The following is an 18835-nucleotide window of genomic DNA, read 5'->3' as shown; positions in this document are numbered from 1 at the left end:
AGTTCCAGGCACGGCGGCTAGGGCATCCAATGCATATTAGCCGTCAACGTGAGGGTGTCAGCTTGCCGCAGAGCCTGGACGGTTGCAATCAACGCAGGTGGCCAACGCACACCTTCCTGCAGACACCGGCAACAGGCAGTCAGTGCAGACTACCCGGCCAGCCGCGACGAAATTCGATTACTGCCGTCGCAGCCTTGAGTACCGGTTCGCGCATCTCATCCTCGACCATCAGACGCTCGCGGTCCTCCTGGAACCGCGCCTTCGGACTCAAGGCCTTGCGCGCGGCATGGGTGTGCAGGTGCTGGGTACGGCGATGGACCTCGTCGAATGCCTGGAAGTCGGGCCGCTGCGTCAGGTCCTGATCGAGGATCTCCAGCAGCACCTTGCAGCGCCAGGACCCCTCGGTGATATCGACCTGCTCCTGGGCCAGCGCCGAGGCCACCATCTCGAGGTTCTCCAGGCAGTTCTCATGGGCACGCCGCAACTCTTCTTCACGAAAGTTCCGGCGCCGCCGTACCTCCTTCCAGAGCGTGAAAGCATAGGCCCCGAGACCGGCGATGATCGCCAGCCCCAGGCCAAGGAGAATGAGTGCCAGAGTAGGGTTCATGGGCATGTCCCGTGTCGGTTCGTGTCAGGGACTTCATCATACATGCCGCCCGCCAGACCCCGAAATCACGCTCGAGTGACCCGGCAAGGCGACCAGGTCGATTTACCGATCAAGGCTCTGCAGACGGCCTGGGCCTTGCGTAAAATCCTCTCTCCACCCACCGCGCATGGAACGACGGAACGACGATGCCCACATCCGACGACTCTAACGCCTCGCCCTCGGCACCCGCCCTGTCCACACGTATCGGCCTGTGGCTGGGCCCACTCTGGGTACTGCTGACCCTGCTGGCACCGGCGCCCACCGGCATGTCCAATCCGGCCTGGGCCTGCGCCGGCCTGGGGCTCCTGATGGCCACCTGGTGGTCCACCGAGGCTATCCCGATCCCCGCCACCTCGCTGCTGCCGCTGGCCCTGGTGCCGGCACTGGGCATCGGCGACATGAACGAGACCGCCGCCAGCTATGCCAACCCGATCATCTATCTCTTCCTCGGCGGCTTCCTGCTCGGCATTGCCATGCAGCGCTGGGCCCTGCACCGGCGCATCGCGCTGCACGTCCTGCGCGTGGTCGGCCACCAGCCGCGTCGCCAGATCGGCGGCTTCATGCTGGCCACCGGATTTCTCAGCATGTGGGTCTCCAATACCGCTACCGCCATCATGATGCTGCCCATCGGCATGTCGGTGGTCAGCCTGCTGGACGACGCCGACCCGGTCGAGCTGAACCGCTACGCCACGGCGCTTCTACTGGCCATCGCCTACTCCGCCAGCATCGGGGGCGTGGCGACCCTGATCGGCACCCCGCCCAATGCCCTGCTCGCCGGCTACCTGGCCGAGGACCGCGGCATCGATCTGGGTTTCGCCCAATGGATGATGATCGGCCTGCCGATCAGCGCGGTCATGATGGTCAGTGCCTGGTGGTGGCTGACTCGCCGCGATTTCAACCTGAAGGTCGGCGACGACAGCGCCGGCATGGTGCGCGACGAACTGGCGAAGCTCGGCCGAATCGGCGCACCCGAGCGCCGCGTGGGTCTGATCTTCCTGCTGGCGGCGGTGACCTGGATGCTGCGGCCGCTGCTCAACGATGCCGGGCTCGACTGGCTCTCCGACACGGGTATCGCCATCATCGCCGGCATTGCCTTGTTCCTGGTGCCCACCGGCCGCGGCGATGGCAGGCGCCTGATGGACTGGGACGCCGCCAAGGAGCTCCCCTGGGGCATCCTGCTGCTGTTCGGCGGCGGCCTGGCGCTGGCCGGCGCCATCAGCCGCTCGGGGCTGGCGGAGTGGATCGCCCAGCAGCTCGGCATCTTCGGCGCCTTACCGCTACTGGCGATGGTCGGCGTGGTAGTGCTGGTGATCATCTTCCTCACCGAGGTGACCTCCAACACCGCCACCGCGGCCGCCTTCCTGCCGCTGCTCGGCGCCCTGGCGCTGTCGCTGGACATCTCGCCCCTGCTGATCACGGTGCCCGCGGCCATCGCCGCCAGCTGCGCCTTCATGATGCCGGTGGCTACGCCACCCAATGCCATCGTCTTCGCTACCGGTCGCATGAAGATCCAGTCGATGATCCACGCCGGCTTCATGCTCAACCTGATCAGCACGGTGGTCGTGACGTTGATGGCCTACTTCCTGATACTCACCCTCTGGTAGGGACGCCGCCCGACCCGAACGACGGAGCCCGGCCGTATGGCCGGGCTCCTCTTTTTCGGATGACGCTGGCGTCGACTCAGCTCGCGAGCATCCAGGCCGCGGCATAGTGATCCAGCAGCAGCACGCCGAACACGCCGAGGATGTAGCGAATGGAGAACCAGAAGGCCGCCAGCGGTGCCTTCGGGTCGCGGCCGCGCCAGACCCGCCAGTTCCAGACCATGAAGCGCGCATTGAGGGCCGTCACCCCGACGAGATAGAGCACCCCGCTCATGCCGATGACGAACGGCAGCAGCGTGACCGCCACCGTCAACCAGCCATAGAGCCAGACCTGCAAGCGTGTAAAGGCCTTGCCGTGGGTGACCGGCAGCATCGGCACGCCGGCCCGGGCATATTCGTCGCGCTTGTGGATCGCCAACGCCCAGAAATGCGGCGGCGTCCAGGCGAAGATGATCAGCATCAGCAGCAGCGGCTCGGGGCCCAGCTGCCCGGTGACCGCCGTCCAGCCGAGCAGCGGCGGCGCCGCCCCCGCCACCCCTCCGATGACGATGTTCTGCGGCGTGGCATGCTTGAGAAAAGCGGTGTAGATCAGCGCATAGCCAATCAGCGAGCCAAGGGTCAGCCAGGCCGTCAGCGGATTGACCTGCCAGGCCAGCAGCCCGATGCCGCAGACCGAGAGCAGTGTCGCCCAGCCAAGCGCCAGCCCCGTGGGCAACCGCTGGGTCGCCAGGGGGCGGCCCGCGGTGCGCAGCATCAAGGCGTCCAGGCGGCGATCGACCACGTGATTGAAGGCCGCCGCTCCCCCGGCAGCCAGGCCGATCCCCGCCAGGCCGAAGACTACCGCCGCCGTCCCCGGCAGCGGCGCCGCCAGCAGCATGCCGACCAGGGTGCAGACCAGCATCACCGCCACCACCCGGGGCTTGCACAGCGTGTAGAGATCTCGCCAGCCCCAGCCGGTGAGATGGCCGACCACTGCACGTTCCATCACGACCTCAGACATGAGCCCACTCCTCCTTCGTTACCGAATTCCCCGCCTGCGGCGCGGCCGCGCCCTGCGTCACGCTCGACCAGCGCCAGTGCCACAGGGCGAGGGTCATCGCTGCCACCAGCGCCACCGCGCCGGCGGTATGCAGCAGGGCCAGCCATAGCGGCAGCCACGCCAGCACGTTGGCGATGCCCAGCGCTAGCTGCGCCCCAAAGGTACCGCCCAGCAGCGCCAGCCAGCGGCGCATGCTGGTCGCGTCGCGGTAGCGCACGGCGAGCAGCAGCAGGCCGAGGCCGAGCGCCAGGGCCCCCAGCCGATGTCCTACCTGAATGGCACTGCGCGCCTCGGCGTGCAGCTGCCCGTGCAGATAGTTGGGCCCCACCGTCTGGGTCAGATGAAAGCCCTCACTCCAGTCCATGCTCGGCCACCACTGGCCGTTGCAAGTGGGAAAGCCCTGACAGGCGATCCCGGCATAGTTGCTCGACGTCCAGCCGCCGAGCGCCAGCTGGGCGACGAGAAGCGCCAGCGCCAGTCGCCACAGCGGGGTCAGCGGCCGGGGGCTGACCCGCCAGGGGTCGCCGGGCCGGAAGCGGCGCAGGCGCAGGTGCAACCAGAGGAAGAGCACCATCACGCTGAGCCCGCCAAGCAGGTGAAGGGTGACCACCTGGGGCCACAGCTTCAGCGTCACGGTGAAGGCGCCGAAGGCCCCCTGCATCAGGATCACGACGAGCAGCCCCAGGCTGATGCGCCACGGATACGCGACCTCGCGGCGCCACCGAGCGCCCACCACGATCAGGATGATCACCAGCAGCCCGAGCAGGGAGGCCAGGTAGCGATGTACCATCTCCACCCAGGCCTTGGCGGACTCCAGCGGCACCGTCGGGGAGTGAGCCAGGGCACGGTCGGCGTTCGGCACCACCAGGGCGCCGTAGCAACCGGGCCAATCGGGACAGCCGAGACCCGCATCCACCAGCCGTGTCCAGGCCCCCACCAGCACCACCAGGGCAGTGAAGATGACTCCCGCCAGGCTCAGGCGCACCAGCCAGCGGCGGCGGGCCTCCAGGCGCTGGACGCTCTCACCCACGGCCATCGGCTTGCTCCCCTGATGCTGTGTCGCTCGCTGCGGCGTCACCCGTCGCTGTATCGTCCGGGCCTGTCTCTGCCTGAAGTGTCTCAGCTCGGACGGTAGCGTACTGCGCAAGGGGCGACTCGGGATTCAGCCGCAGCAGACGACGCAGGTCGGTCAGCACATCGGACGCCGCGACCTCGGGCCCGTAGCCGAGCACCGCGCGCCCCTCGGGATCGAGGATCCACAGGCGATGGGAGCCTCGCCACTCGGCCGCGTCCGTCCACTGTGCCACGGCGGCCCCGGGCAGCGCCTTGCCCTCTCCGCCGATGCGCAGGCGGCTGACTCGATCGGCCTCGCGCCCCAGGGCGCGATGCAGCCGCCACCAGCGATCGGCACGCTCGGCACAGGCCTCGGAACAGTCGAAGACCAGCAGCCAGTCACTCGCCCCGTCCTTCTCCACCGCCGTCAGCGGCCACTGATCCAGGCTGGGCAGCGTGGGCGCAAGCTCGCCGTGAGCGGTGCGCCCCTCGGGAATGCCGAGGCGCCACTGCACCATGCCCCAGGCCAGCACGAGAGGCAGTGCGAAGATCGCAAAAAGGGCCAGCAGCTTCAGGCGCTGGCGTCCGGTGTGGGTCATCGGGGAGGCTCCTTGCTCGGGGAGGAGATCGATTCGGAACGCGCGAAGCGACGGGCGCCCACCAGCATGATAACGAGTGCCGCCAGGGCCAGCCCCCACCACTGCAGGGCGTAGCCCAGATGGCGTTCCGGCGGCACCACGCTTGGCTGCCACCAGGAAGCAAGATGGCCAGGCCCCTGCTCGAGGTGCAGCCAGCCGGCGTGGGCGACGCCCTCGTCGAGGCGCCAGGCCGCGAGGTCGATGCGCTGCAGGCGATTGCCCTCCCGATTGGGGCCAAACAGCGGAGCCGCATCGCCCGACGCCTGCCAGCGCCCTTCCAGACGCACCACGCCATCGGGCGTCTCGACCGAGGGGTCGTCTCGCGCCGGGCCGGTCGCCAGGAAGCCACGCTGGATCAACCAGAGCTGGCCGTTGAGATCGCGAAAGGGCGTGAGGGGCGCCACGCCCAGACGCCCCTCATGAATCCGGTTGTCGAGAAACAGCGTCTCCCCGGCCAGGTACTCCCCGCGCAACACCACACGGGCCCCGGGAGGCGGGGTTTCGGTTGGCGATTCCAGCCGCGGCGCCGCTTCCAGGCGCGCCAGGTACTCGCGCTTGTCGGCGGCCCGCTCCCACTGCCATAGTCCTAGGGCGAGACCCGCCATCACCAGGCAGGACCAGAACCCCCACCAGCCGAGCCGACGCGCCGGGAATCGGCGATGATGCCGCTTCGATGCCGACGCTTTCATGGAGCCGTGAATGTTACTCAAGATAATGATTGCTCTCGTCTTTCTCGCCATGGTGATCAGTCTCGCCGCCGGCGCCGGCTTCCTGATCCGAGACGGGGGGCGCTCTCGCCGCGTCCTGGTCTCGCTCAAGCTGCGCGTGGGCCTGGCGGCGCTGCTGCTAGCCCTGCTGTTCTTCGGCTTCTATCTCGGCGATCTCGGCGCCTGAGCCGCTGAGAAGGCCCGGACTCAGAAGACCCGAGCTCAGCAGACCCGCCCCTTAGAAGACCCGCCTTTAGAAGACATAGACGAAGGTGAACAGGCCGATCCACACCACGTCGACGAAGTGCCAGTACCAGGCCCCCGCCTCGAAGGCGAAATGATCATCGGCGGTAAAGTGCCCCTGACGTACGCGCCACAGCATCACCGCTAGGATGATGGTGCCGATGATCACGTGCAGCCCGTGAAAGCCGGTGAGCAGGAAGAAGGTCGCGCCGTAGATCCCGGCCTGCAGAGTGATCCCGTAGTGGGCATAGGCCTCGTAGTACTCGACCCCCTGGACGGTGATGAAGGTGAGGCCCAGCAGCACCGTGACGGTGAGCCAGAAGCGGGCGCTGTCACGAAAGCCCTCCTTGATGCCCTCGTGGGCGATGGTCAGGGTGATGCTGGAAGTCACCAGGATCAGGGTGTTGACCAGCGGCAGGTGCCAGGGGCTGAAGGTCTCGCGGGGTCCCTCGATGCTCGCGTCCGGCGGGTTGAGCAGCGGCCAGGACGCGGTGAAATCGGGCCACAGCAGCGAGGCCACGCCCTTGGCGCCCTCCCCGTCCAGCCACGGCAGCGCGAAGGTGCGCACGTAGAAGAGCGCGCCGAAGAAGGCCGCGAAGAACATCACCTCCGAGAAGATGAACCACCCCATCCCCCAGCGGAAGGAGCGATCCATCTGGGCATTATAGAGCCCGCCCCGCGACTCGCGGATGACGTCGCGAAACCACAGTGTCATCACCGCGAGGATGGCGAGCAGGCCGATCACCATGACCGGCATCCCCGCCAGTCCATGCACCAGCAGGGTGCCAGTGCCAATCATCATGGCCCCCAGCGAAAGCGACCCCAGGATCGGCCACTTGCTGGACTCGGGTACGTAGTAGCTGCCACCACTCATGCGCTGTCTCCTTCTGTGATCGACTCACGGCGCGCGACCTCGGCCTGGGCCGACTGAACGGGATAGAGGGTGTAGACCAGGGTCACCGTCTTGATGTCAGCAGGCAGGTCGCGGGTCAGCTGGAAGACCAGCGGTGCCTTCAACGTCTCGCCGGCCGCCAGCTGCTGCTCCTGAAAGCAGAAGCAGGTCAGCTTGCGCAGGTGCAGCGATGCCGCCGACGGTGAGACGCTGGGCACCGCGCGGGCGAGCGTGGTCGCATCGCCGTTGTTGCGGAAGGTGAAGAACACCTCCTCGCGCTGGCCGGGGTGCAGACGAATCTGGCGGGTATTCACCTCCAGGTGCCAGGGCAGGCCCTGACTGCCCCGGGTGATGAACTGCACCGTGACCATCCGCGAGGCATCGACCTCCTGTTCGACCAGCGGCTGGGCCCGCGCGCTGGTCTTGCCGTTGAGGCCGGTCAGGTCGCAGAAGACGTCATAGAGCGGCACCAGGGCGAAGGCGAAGGCGAACATGCCGGCGAGCACCACCAGGGTACGGGTCACGGTGCGACGGACCCCTGCACGACCCGTGGCCTGATCGTCACGTCTGCTCATGCCTGCCTCCTGAGCCCTGGCGGGCTCGCTCAGTGCTCGCGGGGTTGAAACGTCGGGGGCGTCTCGAAGGTATGCAGCGGCGCCGGGCTGGGCACGCTCCACTCGAGATCCTCGGCGCCTTCCCAGGCCTTGGCTGGTGCCTTCTCGCCGCCGCGTACGCACTTGATGATCACCAGCACGAAGAGCAGCTGTGAGGCGCCGAACAGGAAGCCGCCGAGACTCGAGACCAGGTTGAAATCGGCAAATTGCAGCGCGTAGTCGGGGATACGACGGGGCATGCCAGCAAGGCCCGAGAAGTGCATCGGGAAGAAGGTCAGGTTCACCCCGATCACCGACAGCCAGAAGTGCCACTGCGACAGGCGCACCGATGGGTAGTGGCCGGTCCACTTGGGCAGCCAGTAGTAGGCGCCGGCAAGGATCGCGAAGAGCGCCCCGGGCACCAGCACGTAGTGGAAGTGCGCCACCACGAAGTAGGTGTCGTGATACTGGAAGTCGGCGGGTGCGATGGCGAGCATCAGCCCCGAAAACCCGCCGACCGTGAACTGCACCACGAAGGCCAGGGCGAACAGCATGGGCGGTTCGAAGCTGATCGAGCCGCGGAACATGGTCGCCACCCAGTTGAACACCTTCACGCCGGTCGGCACCGCGATCAGCATGGTGGTGTACATGAAGAACAGTTCGGCCACCAGCGGCAAGCCGACGATGAACATGTGGTGGGCCCAGACCATGAAGGAGAGGATCGCGATGGCCGCCGTGGCGTAGACCATGGAGGCGTAGCCGAATAGGCGCTTGCGCGAGAAGGTCGGGATGATCGCCGAGACAATGCCGAAGGCCGGCAGGATCATGATGTAGACCTCGGGGTGCCCGAAGAACCAGAACAGGTGCTGGAAGAGCACCGGGTCACCGCCGCCGGCGGCATTGAAGAAGCTAGTGCCGAAGTTGATGTCCATCAGCATCATGGTGATCACCCCGGCGAGCACCGGCATCACGGCGATCAGCAGGAAGGCGGTGATCAGCCAGGTCCACACGAACAGCGGCATGTCCATCATGCGCATCCCCGGGGCCCGCAGATTGAGGATGGTCGCGATGATGTTGATCGCGCCGAGGATGGAGCTGATCCCGGCGAGGTGCAGCGAGAGAATGAAGAAGCTGGTGGAGGGCGGCGCGTAAGTCGTCGAGAGCGGCGCATAGAAGGTCCAGCCGAAGTTGGGCCCGCCTCCCGGCATCAGCAGGGTCGAGAGCAGCAGCAGGAAGGCCACCGGCAGCAGCCAGAAGCTGAAGTTATTGAGGCGCGGCAGGGCCATGTCGGGGGCGCCGATCTGCAGCGGCACCATCCAGTTGGCCAGGCCGACGAAGGCCGGCATGATCGCACCGAACACCATGATCAGGCCGTGCATGGTGGTCATCTGGTTGAAGAACTCGGGCTGCACCAGCTGCAGGCCGGGCTGGAACAGCTCGGCACGGACCACCAGGGCGAAGATCCCGCCGATGAAGAACATGGTCAGGGAGAAGAGCAGGTAGAGCGTGCCGATCTCCTTGTGGTTGGTGGTCAAGAGCCAGCGCATCAGCCCGCGAGGGCGAGCATGCCCGGACTCGGCCATGCCACCGGCGGTGGTTGTGCTGTGCTGCGGAGTCGGCTTGGGTGGCAGGTGGGAAGCCATCGGAATCTCCTGTGGACCATCACGAAAGAGGAGCGGAAGGACCGTTCATTCGCCCTGGGCGGCGAGGCGCTCGGCGATCTCCGACGGTTGCACGGTATCGCCGGCGTCGTTGCCCCAGGCGTTGCGCTCGTAGGTGACCACCGCGGCGATCTCCACCGGGCTAAGCGTGTTGCGGAACGCCGGCATGGCCGATCCCGCCACCCCGTCAATCACGACATTGATATGGCGCTCCGGCTCCTCCAGCAGCGCCTGATTGCCCGCCAGGGCGGGGAAGGCCGGCGGACTGCCGCCGCCATCCGGCTGGTGGCAGGCGGCGCAAACGGCGCCGTAGGTCTGCTCACCTCGGGCCATCAGCTCCTCGAGACTCCACTCGCGATCAGCGCTCATCGCCTCCTGCTGGGCCGCCTCCTTGCGCTTGGCCATCCACTCCTCGAAGCGCTCCGGTTCGACGGCCTCGACCACCACCGGCATGAAGCCGTGATTGCGGCCGCAGAGTTCTGCGCACTGGCCGCGATAGATGCCGGGCTCGTCGATGCGCACCCAGTTCTCATTGACGAAGCCGGGCACGGCATCCTGCTTGACGGCGAGATCGGGCACCCACCAGGAATGGATGACGTCGTCCGAGGTCAGCAACAAACGCACCTTTTGACCCACCGGGAGCACAAGTGGCTCGTCCACCTCGAGCAGGTAGTTCTCACCCTTCTCGCTGGTGCCGCTGATCTGCTCTCGCGACGTGCTCAGATTAGAGGTGAAGGCCACGTCCTCGCCCAGGTAGTCGTAGCGCCAGCGCCACTGCTGACCGGTGACCATGACGTCGAGGTCGGCTTCCGAAGCGTCGTACATGGTCTTGAGCGTTGCGGTGGCGGGCACCGCCATGGCCACCAGGATCAGCAGCGGTATCGCCGTCCAGATGACTTCGACGCTGGTGTGCTCGTGAAAGGTGGCGGCCTTGGCGCCGCGCGAATGGCGATAGCGGAACAGGGAATAGAACATCGCCCCGAAGACGATTACCCCGATGACCACGCAGATCCAGAAGATGATCATGTGCAGAGAGTAGATATCGCGACTCAACGCCGTAACGCCCACCGGCATGTTCCAGCCGTTGGCGAGCGCTATCGGAGTCAGGGCTGACAGCATCGCCCCTACCGCCATCCACACAAGCAGCCTGCGCATCGGCGCCTCCTCGAATCATTGTTGTATTAGTCAGCGCTTGAAGGAGTATAGAAGAGCGCGGCCGTTCTTCTACGCGCACCTCACCGGCGTGATAAACGCGGTCGTCAACGTTCACGCTCAGCGAGCGGCCATCATCGCCACGAAGGCCACCAGCAACACGAATGCCGCCCCTACGATCACTCCCGCAACGATGAAGGTTCCGGGGCGCTTGGAGCGAAAATCCTCCCGGCGGCGCTCATCCTTCTGCACGCCCAGAAAGGCCGCCAACACTGACTTGATCGCTTGCCACATCACCGCCCTCCTATGCCTTGACGATTCCTCCTTCTGACCCTAGCCCAGATGCGGGCGGACGCCCGTGAAGGCATTTCACGCAAGCGCGGAAAAAGCTGGATACGGCTTCGCTGCAACGCACCATCGGCGAATCGTCTTCTATACTCAGAAAGCCCGAAGGAGACTAGATGCCTATCATCCGAAAGCCCGGAGGAGACCGACGATGACCCAGCACGACGACACCGCGACCAATCCGGCCCTGGCCGCCGAGCCCATGATGGAGTGGTGGCAGCAGCAGTGGAGTCAGGGGGTGACGCCCATGGCGCGAATGCAGCTGGCCTGGATGCAGAGCATGGCCGAGGCCATGCAGTTCGAGGCGCAGTTTCTCAAGACGCTCGCCGAGAGCGGCCAGAAGATTGCCCAGTCCTTCGACGGCGATACTCCGCAGACGCCGGCCGAGATGCAGAAGCGCTACCAGGCGTTGATCTCGGAGCTCACCGATGCGCAGATGGATCGCATGAAGAAGGCCGCCGAGCTGTCACACGACTTCCGGCGCCGAGTCTGGGAGGAACTCTGACGAGGGCACGGTTCAGCTCAGGCCCAGAAGGCTGGTGATCAGCGGCAGCAGGAAGGCCGTGAGAAGGCCCGAAAGCCCCATGGCCAGGCCCGAAAAGGCGCCGGCAACGGCGCCCATGCGCGCGAAGGCGTGGGCCGTGCCGAAACCGTGAGCCGAAAGGCCCATGGTGAAGCCCTGAACGGCCGGATCCGTGATGCGCAACAGCCGCAGGATCCAGGGCCCCAGGGCGCAGCCGATGGAGCCGGTCAGCAGGACCAGGCCGGCCGCCAGCGACGGAATGCCACCGATCTGCTCGGCGATACCCATGGCGATCGGCGACGTCACCGAGCGGGGAGCCAGCGAGAGCAGCGTCTTGGGATCGGCGCCGAGCAGCATGGCGAGTCCCAGAGTGGTCGACACCGCCGTGAGCACCCCTGCCCCACAGGCCAGCAGTAGCGGCCACAGCAGGCGATAGACGCGCTGGCGATGGTCGTACAGGGGGATCGCAAGGGCCACCGTGGCCGGCCCCAGCAGGAAGTGAATGAACTGGGCGCCCTCGAAGTAAGTGGCATAGTCCATGTCCACCAGCAGCAGCAGCGTGATCAGCATCGCGATGGCGAGCGTGACGGGATGCAGCAGCGGCGTGCCGCCCACGGCGCGGTTGATCTTGACGGCCAGGGCAAACACCAGCAGCGTCGCCAGCAGGGAGAGCAGCGGGTTTCCGGAGAGATAGACCCACAGCTGATCGAAGGAGGCGAGGTTCATCCGTTATCTCCCACCCGACCGCCGCGTGAGGCATTGCGACGCTGCAACCGTTCGAGCACCCAGGCCGTCACGGTGAGCGTCGCCGCCGTGGACACCAGCAGGGTCGCCGCGATCGGCCAGAGATCCGCACCGATCAGCTCGAAGTGCACCATCAGCCCTACCCCGGCCGGCACGAACAGCAGCGTCAGATAGCGCAGGAGCCCCTCCCCCGCCATACGCAGGCAAGAAGGCACCTTGCCTCGCACCAATAGCGCCACCAGCAGGATCACCATGCCGATCACCGGCCCCGGTATCGGCAACAGCAAGCCCTTCGCCAACAGCTCCCCTGCAAACTGGCACGCCAGCAGCATGCTCATCCCCATGATCAACGGCATCGTGTCTTCCTTTTTGCGGCTCTCGTGGAGCCTGTCCTGATTGCCGATATTGTGACAGAACCAGCTTGATCCGGGGGCCCCAGGTTCTGGCTGGCCAAGCAATTGAAAAGAAAGCGCAAAAAGGACTTTTCATTTGCCTCGGGTCGCGCTAGTATACGCCTCGTTCTCGGGGGCCAGGACCAACGGCCAAACATTCCGAAACACCGTCGGAGCGTGGCGCAGCTTGGTAGCGCGTTGCAATGGGGTTGCAAAGGTCGCAGGTTCGAATCCTGTCGCTCCGACCACAAACATCAGATAAACCGCCACTTACGGATCATGCCGGGTGGCGGTTTTTCGTTGTGGCTCAGAAAAAATCGGCTGGGTTCCGTATGGGTTCCAGGGGCTCGCTAGCGCCCCACGGTGATAGTGCAAAGATGCCTAGGCCATAGGCTACGGCAGTAGCAGTCAGCACTAGACGGTGCTCACGCTGTCGCCACTCCCCCCACATTTTCCGGGCTCAGGTGCCACCGACTGACCGACCATTAACTGTTCAGTCCTGCGGTGAACGATACGGTATCTGTTTGCCGCTCTGTTGCCATTCCCGCCGTCACAGCCTAGCACTTTCATCTTCAGCGATGCCGTCCGAGACCCGGCATCGCGCCCTCAGAAACCGGGTGCCTCTCTTCGCGCTCCTGCAGGAAATATCGCCCGCCACCTCTCCCGTACTGTGATAGATTTAGAATTTACTAATTGTTTGTGCCTCGCCAGCATGGCGCCTCTCGCAGATATCGAGTCGCCGCCTCGCTCGTCGATACACATCATCGCCGGCTCAACCGCCGGATGACTCAAGCATGTCCCCACACCGGCCGATAACCTCCGGTGAGGTGCTTCCCGACGAAACTACCAGACTGGCCCTGAATGCTGACGACAACGCGCAAAACCCCGCTGTACCGAGCCCTGACCGCCCACACGCCCTGCATCGTCTTCTCACCCGACGGCGTGATCCTGAAAGCGAGCGCCCCCTTCCTCGACGCGGTCGGCTATCAGTTGGATCAGGTAAAGGGAAAGCACCATCGTCTCTTCTGCCCCCAGGAGATACATAACGACCCGGCCTATCGGCTCTTCTGGGAAAAGCTTGCCGGTGGCGAAAGTCAGGAAGGCACCTTCCAGCGCCTCGACGCTCGCGGCGTTCCGCTCTGGCTCGAGGCGACCTACGTGCCGGTGAAGGGCGCCCGCGGGCGCGTCGCCTACATCATCAAGATCGCCAGCGACGTGACCCGGCAGCGCCAGGCCACCGACGATCAGCAGGCAGTGCTCGGCGCCCTGAACGCCTCCATGGCCGTGATTGAATTCACGCCGGACGGCGAGATCCTGCGCGCCAACGACAACTTCCTCGACACCATGGGCTATCGCCAAGAAGACATCGTGGGTCGGCATCATCGAATGTTCTGCCGCGAGGCCTTCTACGCCAAGAACCCCGGTTTCTGGGCGGAGCTTGCCGACAACGTCTTCAAGCAGGGCCGCTACGAGCGCTTTACCGCCGACGGCAGGTCAGTGTGGCTCGAGGCGACCTACAACCCGGTGACAGACGCCGACGGCCGGGTCACGCGCATCGTCAAGTTCGCCACGGACATCACCCCCGCCATCGAGTCGGAGGCGGCGGCGCGCCACACCGTGGAGTCCGCTCGGGTAAGCGCCCAGCAGACCGAGACCATCGCAGCCGACGGCCTGACCCAGCTCGAGGAGGCGGTCGATTCGACGCAGCGGGCCGGCGAGGAGATCCAGGCGGCACAGGAGATCATCTCGGCGCTGCAGGAGCAGGTCCGCACCATCAATGGCATCACCGACGCGATCTCGCGAATCGCTCAGCAGACCAACCTGCTATCGCTGAACGCGGCCGTCGAGGCCGCCAGGGCGGGGGATCACGGCCGCGGGTTTGCCGTGGTGGCCAAGGAGGTGCGCGAGCTGTCCCAGGGATCGACCCAGGCCGCCGAACAGATCACCCGCGTGCTGAACGACAACAACGAGCGCATCGGCATGGCCAACCAGAAGATCCTCGACGTCGTCGAGCACAGTCAGGTCAACCAGCAGCGGATCCACGCCACCCAGGACGTCATTCGGGAGATACTCACCGGGGCACAGAGCGTCTCCGAGGCCATCCGGGAGCTCTGACGGCGATCCTTTCTCAGCGATACTCCTCGAGCAAGGGCAGGAACGACTCAACGGGCTGGGGGCGCGCGAACCAGAAGCCCTGACCCATTTCGCAGCCCATGGCCGCCAGGCTGGCGGCCTGAGCCGGTGCCTCGATCCCCTCGGCAACCACCCGGCAGTCCAGCCCATGGGCCATGGCGACGATCGACTCGACCAGCCGATGACTCTGGGCGTCGTCCAGCAGATGCGTCAGGAAGCTGCGATCGATCTTGATGGTATCGACCGGCATCCGCCGCAGGTACGCAAGCGACGAGTGGCCGGTGCCGAAATCGTCGATCGCGATGCTGACCCCGAGATCGGCCAGCTGCTGGAGCTGCAGGGTCGCGACCTCCAGGTCGGTCATCACGGCGGACTCGGTGACCTCCACCTCCAGCGCCGAGGGGGGCACGTCGTATCGCGCCAGAGCCTCGTGCACCTCGGCGACGAAGCCCGGCCGGCACAGCTGGTGGGCGGAGACGTTCACGGCGAGGCTGAACGCCTCATCGACTAGCCCCTCACGCCGCCAGCGACTAAGTGTGGCAAGGGCGGCCTCCAGTACCCAGGCGCCCAGCGCCAGGATATCACCGCTCGCCTCGGCCATCGGGATGAACTCGGCGGGCGAGACCATGCCCAGCGCCGGGTGCGTCCAGCGCACCAGCACCTCGGCGCCGCAGGTTCGCCCCGAAGCGAGCGCCACCTTGGCCTGGTAGTGAAGCGAGGTCTCGCCGCGCTGCACGGCTTGCGGCAACGCCTGGCGCAGCTGCATGCGCCGCTGTTCACTGGCTTCCAGCGCCGAGCTATGCACCTGAATGGCGACCCCTTCTCGAGCATGGGGCACCGCCAGTGCCGCCATGTGCACCAGCCGCTCCGGCTCCAGGCTTACGCCGCCGGCGACGCCGATCCGGCCATCTATCTGCAGCCGCACGCCACTCGTGGCCAGGGGGCGTTTGAGCTCCCCGCGCACACGCGCTGCCAGGTGCTCGAGTTCGGCCATCGAAGCCCGGGGCTGAATCAGCAGCAGCTCATGGCTGCCCCAGATCCCGACCACGCCCTGGTCGGGCAGCGTGGCCTTCAGGCGGCGAGCCATCTCGCTGAGCAAGACCTCGGTCATCCGATGGCCGTGGTACCGCATGATGGCATCGATCCCTTGCAGCACGATGAACAGCGCGCCCACCACGACGCCGTCCCGCTGCCACTCACCGAGGGTCGCCGTGAGCCCACGACGGTTCGGCAGATTCGTCACCGGATCGGTACAGGAGAGACGCTCCAGTTCACGGGTGCGCTGGGCCACCAGCCGTTCCAGCATCGCGGCCTGATCGCGGCGCCACTGATAGTGGCTCTGATCGCGCAGGGCGTTATGAATGCGCGCCAGCACCTCTTCATGGTCGAACGGCTTGGTCAGGAAGTCGCGCACGCCCATGGCCAGCGCTTGCCGGCGAGTATCGTCATCGACCTGAGCGGTCAGCACGATGGTCGGCGGCGCCTCCATGGCAAAGGCCTGCTGCAGGGCCTCGAGCACCGCATAGCCGTCCATGTGGGGCATGCGGATATCCAGCAGCAGCAGATCCGGCACCTGCGCCTGGCAGTGCGCGAGGACCTCGCGCGGATCGGTGAGGCCGGCGACCTGCCGATAGCCATGATCCTCCAACAGATCCTGGAGCAGCTCGACGTTGACGGGATGGTCATCCACCACCAGCAGCCGCTTGTGGTAGAGGGTGGAATCAGAAGGCATCCGGGTTTCCTTCGAACGACGAGAGATGGCGCGAGAGGGTGGCAAAGAACGACGCCAGCTCCAAGGGCTTGGTCAAATAGTCGTCGAACCCCGCCGCCAGGCCACGCTTGATATCGGCTGGCATGGCATTGGCGGAGAGCGCGATCACCGGCAGCGCCCGCATGAGCGGGAGCTGGCGCAGTCGTTCCAGCGCATGATAGCCGTTCATGCCCGACAGATTAAGATCCATCAGCACCAGATCCGGCGGCTCGGCCTCGATATGCGGCAGGGCGAGCTCAGCGCTGGGATAGATTTGCAGCTGGCAGGCCTGCCACTCTTCGAAGATATCCTCCATCAGGCGCTGGTTGGCGGGATTGTCCTCGATGTAGACGATACGCGCCGCCACCTCCTCCGGGGCGCCTGCGCCCTTCTTCTCGGCCCGGTTCACGACACGCTGATCGACGTCGGCCAGCATCAGACGGCAGTGGAAGGCACTGCCCTGCCCCTCGACGCTTTCGACCTCGATCGTGGCATGCATGGCCTCGAGCAGCTGGCGCGTGATGGCAAGGCCGATGCCGGTACCCTCGATTCCGCTACGCTCGGCCCCAAGTCGCTGGAATGGCTGGAAGAGCAGCGCCAGACCCTCGTCGCGAATTCCCTGGCCGTTGTCGCGCACGGTGAAGCGAAGACACTCCTCCTCCGCGGCGGCCTCCAGGCAAACCCGGCCGCCCGGACGGTTGTACTTGATGGCGTTGCTGAGCAGGTTCAGCAGCACCTGCTTGAGTCGCGTGTAGTCGGCATAAACCGCCGGCAGTGGACCGTGAATCTGCTGGTGGAGCGCGATGTCGTGGGCCTTGGCCGTCGCCTCCAGGGCGTGTGTGGCATCGTCTGCCACCTCAACCAGCGAGAGCGCCTCCATGGAGAGGCTCAGCTGACCAGCCTCCACCCGCGCCAGATCCAGAGTCTGGTTGATCAGCTCCAGAAGATGCTGCCCGCTGCGCGCGATCTGGGCGACCTGGCGCTGCTGGCGCGCCTCCAGCGGGTGGCGCTTGCCACCTTCCAGCAGCTGGGCAAAGCCGAGGATCGCGTTCAAGGGGGTGCGCAGTTCATGGCTCATGGACGAGAGAAACTCGCTCTTGGCGCGATTGGCCCGGTCGGCGCTGTCTCGCGCCGTGGAGAGGGCCTCGATGTAGCCTTCACGCTCCGCCATCTGCCGATAGAGGTTGATCAGCAGCGCGCAGGTCGCCGTAAAGGGCTCCAGCCATTCCAGCAGGGCCTGATCGTAACGGCGACGCCCGTTGGCGATGGCGAACATCCCGATAGGGCGCTGGTCATCGAAGATCGGCACGCCCAGATAGTTGTGAAGCGGCGGATGCCCCGGAGGCAAACCGCCGCGATGCGGGTGCTCGGCGAGGTTGTCGGTCATCACCACCTCGCCATGGGCAAACACCCGTCCGAGCAGCGACCGAGGATTGGAGAGCGTCATGTCGCCGTTGCGCAGCCGCTCCATCAGCAGGCGTGACTCCTCGTTCCAGGAGAGATCGGTGATGGCATGGATCTTCAACGCCGGCTGCCCCGCATCCTCGTTCACTTCACCGATCAACGCGTATTCGCTGTCGGTGAGCTCGCGCAGCGCCTCCATCAAGAAGTCCCACAGCTGGTGACCCGACATCAGCGCCTGATAGTCGGTGACCCCACGATGCAGCACGCGAATCAGGCTCGCCTGGCGCAACGCCTCGGTGGTGTCGCGCGCCACGCCCACCACGCCGCCGATCTCGCCCTCCTCATCTCTTAGCGGCCCGAGCTGCAGTTCATGACGGCGGCCCCGGAGGGGCGGCAGCGATATCTGCTGCGCCACGCCGCTGGCGATCACCTCGGCCTCCGCCGCATCAAGGCGCGCCTGAACCTCGGCGGGCAGCTGCGGCGTCCCCTCCTCCATCGCCCTACCAGAGGTGCCCTCCAGCAGCGACAGGCATGCGGTATTGGCCGCCAGGTAGCGCCCGCTGCGACTGCGCGCGTAGATGGGATCGCGGCTGCCATCCAGAACGGAGCGCAGCAGCTGCCGCTCCTTGGCCAGCCGATCGCCGGCCTCGGAGAGGCGCAGGTTCAGCGTCACCAGCTCGCGCTGCTGGGCCTCCTGCTGCATCCGCAGCTGATGCTTTCTCAGCAGCGCCTCGACCTGGCCGGCCAGCCGTCCCAGCAGCCGCCGGTCGCGGGCGGAAAACTCGCGTGGGTGAGTGTCGATCAGGCAGAGGGTCCCCACGGCATGTTCCCCATCGGGAAACAGTGGATGCCCCGCATAGAAACGGATGCCGGGCTCGCCGGTGACCAGGGGATTGTCCTTGAAGCGAACATCCTCGCGGGCGTCCGGCACCACCAGCGGCTGCAGGGCGGCGACCGCATGAGCACAGAAGGAGACCTCCCGCGACGTTTCGCGGACCTCCAGACCGACAAAGGCCTTGAACCATTGCCGATCCTCGGCCACCAGTGAGACCAGCGCGATGGGGACCTCAAAGAACTCCTGCGCCAGCTCGACCAGCTGATCGAAGCCCGCATCGCGCGCTGAGTCCATCACGCCAAGCGCCTCGAGGGCGGCCAGGCGGGCGGTGTCATTCTCGGGGACGGGTGGTTTCATTCAGGGTCTCACGGTATGGCGTTATCGGCATATTGATAGGCCGAACGTACCATGAATGCCTAATAGAGTGATGAGAAGAAACAGAGTGGAGTATTAACGGACGCATCGAGCCGGAAACGCTCTCATG

18 protein-coding genes and 1 tRNA gene are annotated in these 18835 nt (G+C 65.8%); 5 read left to right on the top strand and 14 right to left on the bottom strand.

Annotated features, from left to right (window positions below):
* Positions 1-139 precede the first annotated feature (139 nt).
* Entirely contained in the window at positions 140-607 is a 468-nt protein-coding gene (locus tag RSO68_RS01200; protein WP_089848844.1) for a DUF2489 domain-containing protein, read from the bottom strand.
* Positions 608-792: 185 nt separating this feature from the next.
* Between RSO68_RS01200 and RSO68_RS01195 the strand changes: the two genes are divergently transcribed.
* Positions 793-2250 carry an SLC13 family permease gene (locus RSO68_RS01195; RefSeq protein WP_315585143.1) on the top strand — a complete coding sequence of 486 codons (1458 nt, stop codon included), beginning with the start codon at positions 793-795 and terminating at the stop codon, positions 2248-2250.
* 76 nt (positions 2251-2326) lie between these two features.
* Here RSO68_RS01195 and cyoE read toward each other — a convergent pair whose 3' ends face one another.
* Genes cyoE through RSO68_RS01175 form a run of 4 tightly spaced genes read right to left on the bottom strand, consistent with a single transcriptional unit; the run spans position 2327 to position 5687 of the window.
* A complete protein-coding gene (cyoE, locus tag RSO68_RS01190; protein WP_315585142.1) occupies positions 2327-3247 on the bottom strand; it encodes a heme o synthase in 921 nt (306 codons plus the stop codon).
* Positions 3240-4322 (bottom strand): COX15/CtaA family protein, encoded by a 1083-nt coding sequence (locus RSO68_RS01185; RefSeq protein WP_315585141.1) that lies wholly within the window; start codon positions 4320-4322, stop codon positions 3240-3242. The genes cyoE and RSO68_RS01185 overlap by 8 nt, the downstream gene beginning before the upstream one ends.
* The gene (locus RSO68_RS01180; protein WP_315585140.1) at positions 4309-4938 is read right to left on the bottom strand and encodes a hypothetical protein; all 630 of its coding nucleotides are present in this window, start codon (positions 4936-4938) and stop codon (positions 4309-4311) included. Before RSO68_RS01180 ends, RSO68_RS01185 begins: the two co-directional genes overlap by 14 nt.
* On the bottom strand, positions 4935-5687 hold the full coding sequence (locus tag RSO68_RS01175; protein ID WP_315585139.1) for an SURF1 family protein: 753 nt from the start codon (positions 5685-5687) through the stop codon (positions 4935-4937). Before RSO68_RS01175 ends, RSO68_RS01180 begins: the two co-directional genes overlap by 4 nt.
* Here RSO68_RS01175 and RSO68_RS01170 point away from each other — a divergent pair.
* Positions 5677-5871 (top strand): DUF2909 family protein, encoded by a 195-nt coding sequence (locus RSO68_RS01170; RefSeq protein WP_089848852.1) that lies wholly within the window; start codon positions 5677-5679, stop codon positions 5869-5871. The two genes, RSO68_RS01175 and RSO68_RS01170, sit on opposite strands and share 11 nt — an antisense overlap.
* A gap of 66 nt (positions 5872-5937) precedes the next feature.
* Here RSO68_RS01170 and RSO68_RS01165 read toward each other — a convergent pair whose 3' ends face one another.
* The 5 genes from RSO68_RS01165 to RSO68_RS01145 all read right to left on the bottom strand — a co-directional run bounded on the left by RSO68_RS01165 (position 5938) and on the right by RSO68_RS01145 (position 10519).
* Positions 5938-6801 (bottom strand): cytochrome c oxidase subunit 3, encoded by an 864-nt coding sequence (locus RSO68_RS01165; protein ID WP_315585138.1) that lies wholly within the window; start codon positions 6799-6801, stop codon positions 5938-5940.
* Positions 6798-7394 (bottom strand): cytochrome c oxidase assembly protein, encoded by a 597-nt coding sequence (locus tag RSO68_RS01160; RefSeq protein ID WP_089848856.1) that lies wholly within the window; start codon positions 7392-7394, stop codon positions 6798-6800. Before RSO68_RS01160 ends, RSO68_RS01165 begins: the two co-directional genes overlap by 4 nt.
* Before the next feature lie 29 nt (positions 7395-7423).
* Entirely contained in the window at positions 7424-9055 is a 1632-nt protein-coding gene (gene ctaD, locus RSO68_RS01155; protein WP_089848858.1) for a cytochrome c oxidase subunit I, read from the bottom strand.
* 45 nt (positions 9056-9100) lie between these two features.
* On the bottom strand, positions 9101-10228 hold the full coding sequence (coxB, locus tag RSO68_RS01150; protein ID WP_315585137.1) for a cytochrome c oxidase subunit II: 1128 nt from the start codon (positions 10226-10228) through the stop codon (positions 9101-9103).
* A gap of 117 nt (positions 10229-10345) precedes the next feature.
* Positions 10346-10519 carry a DUF2970 domain-containing protein gene (locus RSO68_RS01145; RefSeq protein WP_315585136.1) on the bottom strand — a complete coding sequence of 58 codons (174 nt, stop codon included), beginning with the start codon at positions 10517-10519 and terminating at the stop codon, positions 10346-10348.
* A gap of 202 nt (positions 10520-10721) precedes the next feature.
* Here RSO68_RS01145 and RSO68_RS01140 point away from each other — a divergent pair, with 202 nt between their 5' ends.
* A complete protein-coding gene (locus RSO68_RS01140) occupies positions 10722-11075 on the top strand; it encodes a hypothetical protein (protein ID WP_315585135.1) in 354 nt (117 codons plus the stop codon).
* 12 nt (positions 11076-11087) lie between these two features.
* Here the strand turns inward: RSO68_RS01140 and RSO68_RS01135 are convergent, their stop codons facing one another.
* Positions 11088-11819 (bottom strand): LrgB family protein, encoded by a 732-nt coding sequence (locus RSO68_RS01135; protein ID WP_089848867.1) that lies wholly within the window; start codon positions 11817-11819, stop codon positions 11088-11090.
* Positions 11816-12193 (bottom strand): CidA/LrgA family protein, encoded by a 378-nt coding sequence (locus tag RSO68_RS01130; RefSeq protein WP_315585134.1) that lies wholly within the window; start codon positions 12191-12193, stop codon positions 11816-11818. Before RSO68_RS01130 ends, RSO68_RS01135 begins: the two co-directional genes overlap by 4 nt.
* Before the next feature lie 207 nt (positions 12194-12400).
* Here RSO68_RS01130 and RSO68_RS01125 point away from each other — a divergent pair.
* Together RSO68_RS01125 and RSO68_RS01120 are read left to right on the top strand one after the other, a co-directional pair.
* Positions 12401-12477, top strand: a tRNA-Pro gene (locus RSO68_RS01125).
* A gap of 613 nt (positions 12478-13090) precedes the next feature.
* Positions 13091-14344 carry a methyl-accepting chemotaxis protein gene (locus RSO68_RS01120; RefSeq protein WP_315585133.1) on the top strand — a complete coding sequence of 418 codons (1254 nt, stop codon included), beginning with the start codon at positions 13091-13093 and terminating at the stop codon, positions 14342-14344.
* A 13-nt stretch (positions 14345-14357) separates the two neighbouring features.
* Here the strand turns inward: RSO68_RS01120 and RSO68_RS01115 are convergent, their stop codons facing one another.
* Together RSO68_RS01115 and RSO68_RS01110 are read right to left on the bottom strand one after the other, a co-directional pair.
* A complete protein-coding gene (locus tag RSO68_RS01115; RefSeq protein ID WP_315585132.1) occupies positions 14358-16094 on the bottom strand; it encodes a putative bifunctional diguanylate cyclase/phosphodiesterase in 1737 nt (578 codons plus the stop codon).
* Positions 16084-18708 (bottom strand): GAF domain-containing protein, encoded by a 2625-nt coding sequence (locus RSO68_RS01110; protein WP_315585131.1) that lies wholly within the window; start codon positions 18706-18708, stop codon positions 16084-16086. Before RSO68_RS01110 ends, RSO68_RS01115 begins: the two co-directional genes overlap by 11 nt.
* Positions 18709-18835 lie beyond the last annotated feature (127 nt).

The sequence above is a fragment of the Halomonas saccharevitans genome (genome assembly GCF_032333995.1).
GTDB classification, from domain to species: Bacteria; Pseudomonadota; Gammaproteobacteria; order Pseudomonadales; family Halomonadaceae; genus Halomonas; species Halomonas saccharevitans.
Note: the sequence above shows the minus strand (reverse complement) of the source record. Positions and strands in the feature narration are given on the sequence as shown.

Excerpts from the sequence above, each read along its gene's own strand:
- RSO68_RS01115 (WP_315585132.1), bottom strand. The coding sequence starts at position 16,094 with ATGCCTTCTGATTCCACCCTCTACCACAAGCGGCTGCTGGTGGTGGAT.
- RSO68_RS01110 (WP_315585131.1), bottom strand. The coding sequence starts at position 18,708 with ATGAAACCACCCGTCCCCGAGAATGACACCGCCCGCCTGGCCGCCCTC.
- RSO68_RS01185 (WP_315585141.1), bottom strand. The coding sequence starts at position 4,322 with ATGGCCGTGGGTGAGAGCGTCCAGCGCCTGGAGGCCCGCCGCCGCTGG.
- RSO68_RS01180 (WP_315585140.1), bottom strand. The coding sequence starts at position 4,938 with ATGACCCACACCGGACGCCAGCGCCTGAAGCTGCTGGCCCTTTTTGCG.
- RSO68_RS01130 (WP_315585134.1), bottom strand. The coding sequence starts at position 12,193 with ATGCCGTTGATCATGGGGATGAGCATGCTGCTGGCGTGCCAGTTTGCA.
- RSO68_RS01120 (WP_315585133.1), top strand. The coding sequence starts at position 13,091 with ATGCTGACGACAACGCGCAAAACCCCGCTGTACCGAGCCCTGACCGCC.
- RSO68_RS01160 (WP_089848856.1), bottom strand. The coding sequence starts at position 7,394 with ATGAGCAGACGTGACGATCAGGCCACGGGTCGTGCAGGGGTCCGTCGC.
- ctaD (WP_089848858.1), bottom strand. The coding sequence starts at position 9,055 with ATGGCTTCCCACCTGCCACCCAAGCCGACTCCGCAGCACAGCACAACC.
- RSO68_RS01135 (WP_089848867.1), bottom strand. The coding sequence starts at position 11,819 with ATGAACCTCGCCTCCTTCGATCAGCTGTGGGTCTATCTCTCCGGAAAC.
- RSO68_RS01165 (WP_315585138.1), bottom strand. The coding sequence starts at position 6,801 with ATGAGTGGTGGCAGCTACTACGTACCCGAGTCCAGCAAGTGGCCGATC.
- RSO68_RS01200 (WP_089848844.1), bottom strand. The coding sequence starts at position 607 with ATGAACCCTACTCTGGCACTCATTCTCCTTGGCCTGGGGCTGGCGATC.
- RSO68_RS01195 (WP_315585143.1), top strand. The coding sequence starts at position 793 with ATGCCCACATCCGACGACTCTAACGCCTCGCCCTCGGCACCCGCCCTG.
- coxB (WP_315585137.1), bottom strand. The coding sequence starts at position 10,228 with ATGCGCAGGCTGCTTGTGTGGATGGCGGTAGGGGCGATGCTGTCAGCC.
- RSO68_RS01140 (WP_315585135.1), top strand. The coding sequence starts at position 10,722 with ATGACCCAGCACGACGACACCGCGACCAATCCGGCCCTGGCCGCCGAG.
- RSO68_RS01170 (WP_089848852.1), top strand. The coding sequence starts at position 5,677 with ATGTTACTCAAGATAATGATTGCTCTCGTCTTTCTCGCCATGGTGATC.
- cyoE (WP_315585142.1), bottom strand. The coding sequence starts at position 3,247 with ATGTCTGAGGTCGTGATGGAACGTGCAGTGGTCGGCCATCTCACCGGC.
- RSO68_RS01145 (WP_315585136.1), bottom strand. The coding sequence starts at position 10,519 with ATGTGGCAAGCGATCAAGTCAGTGTTGGCGGCCTTTCTGGGCGTGCAG.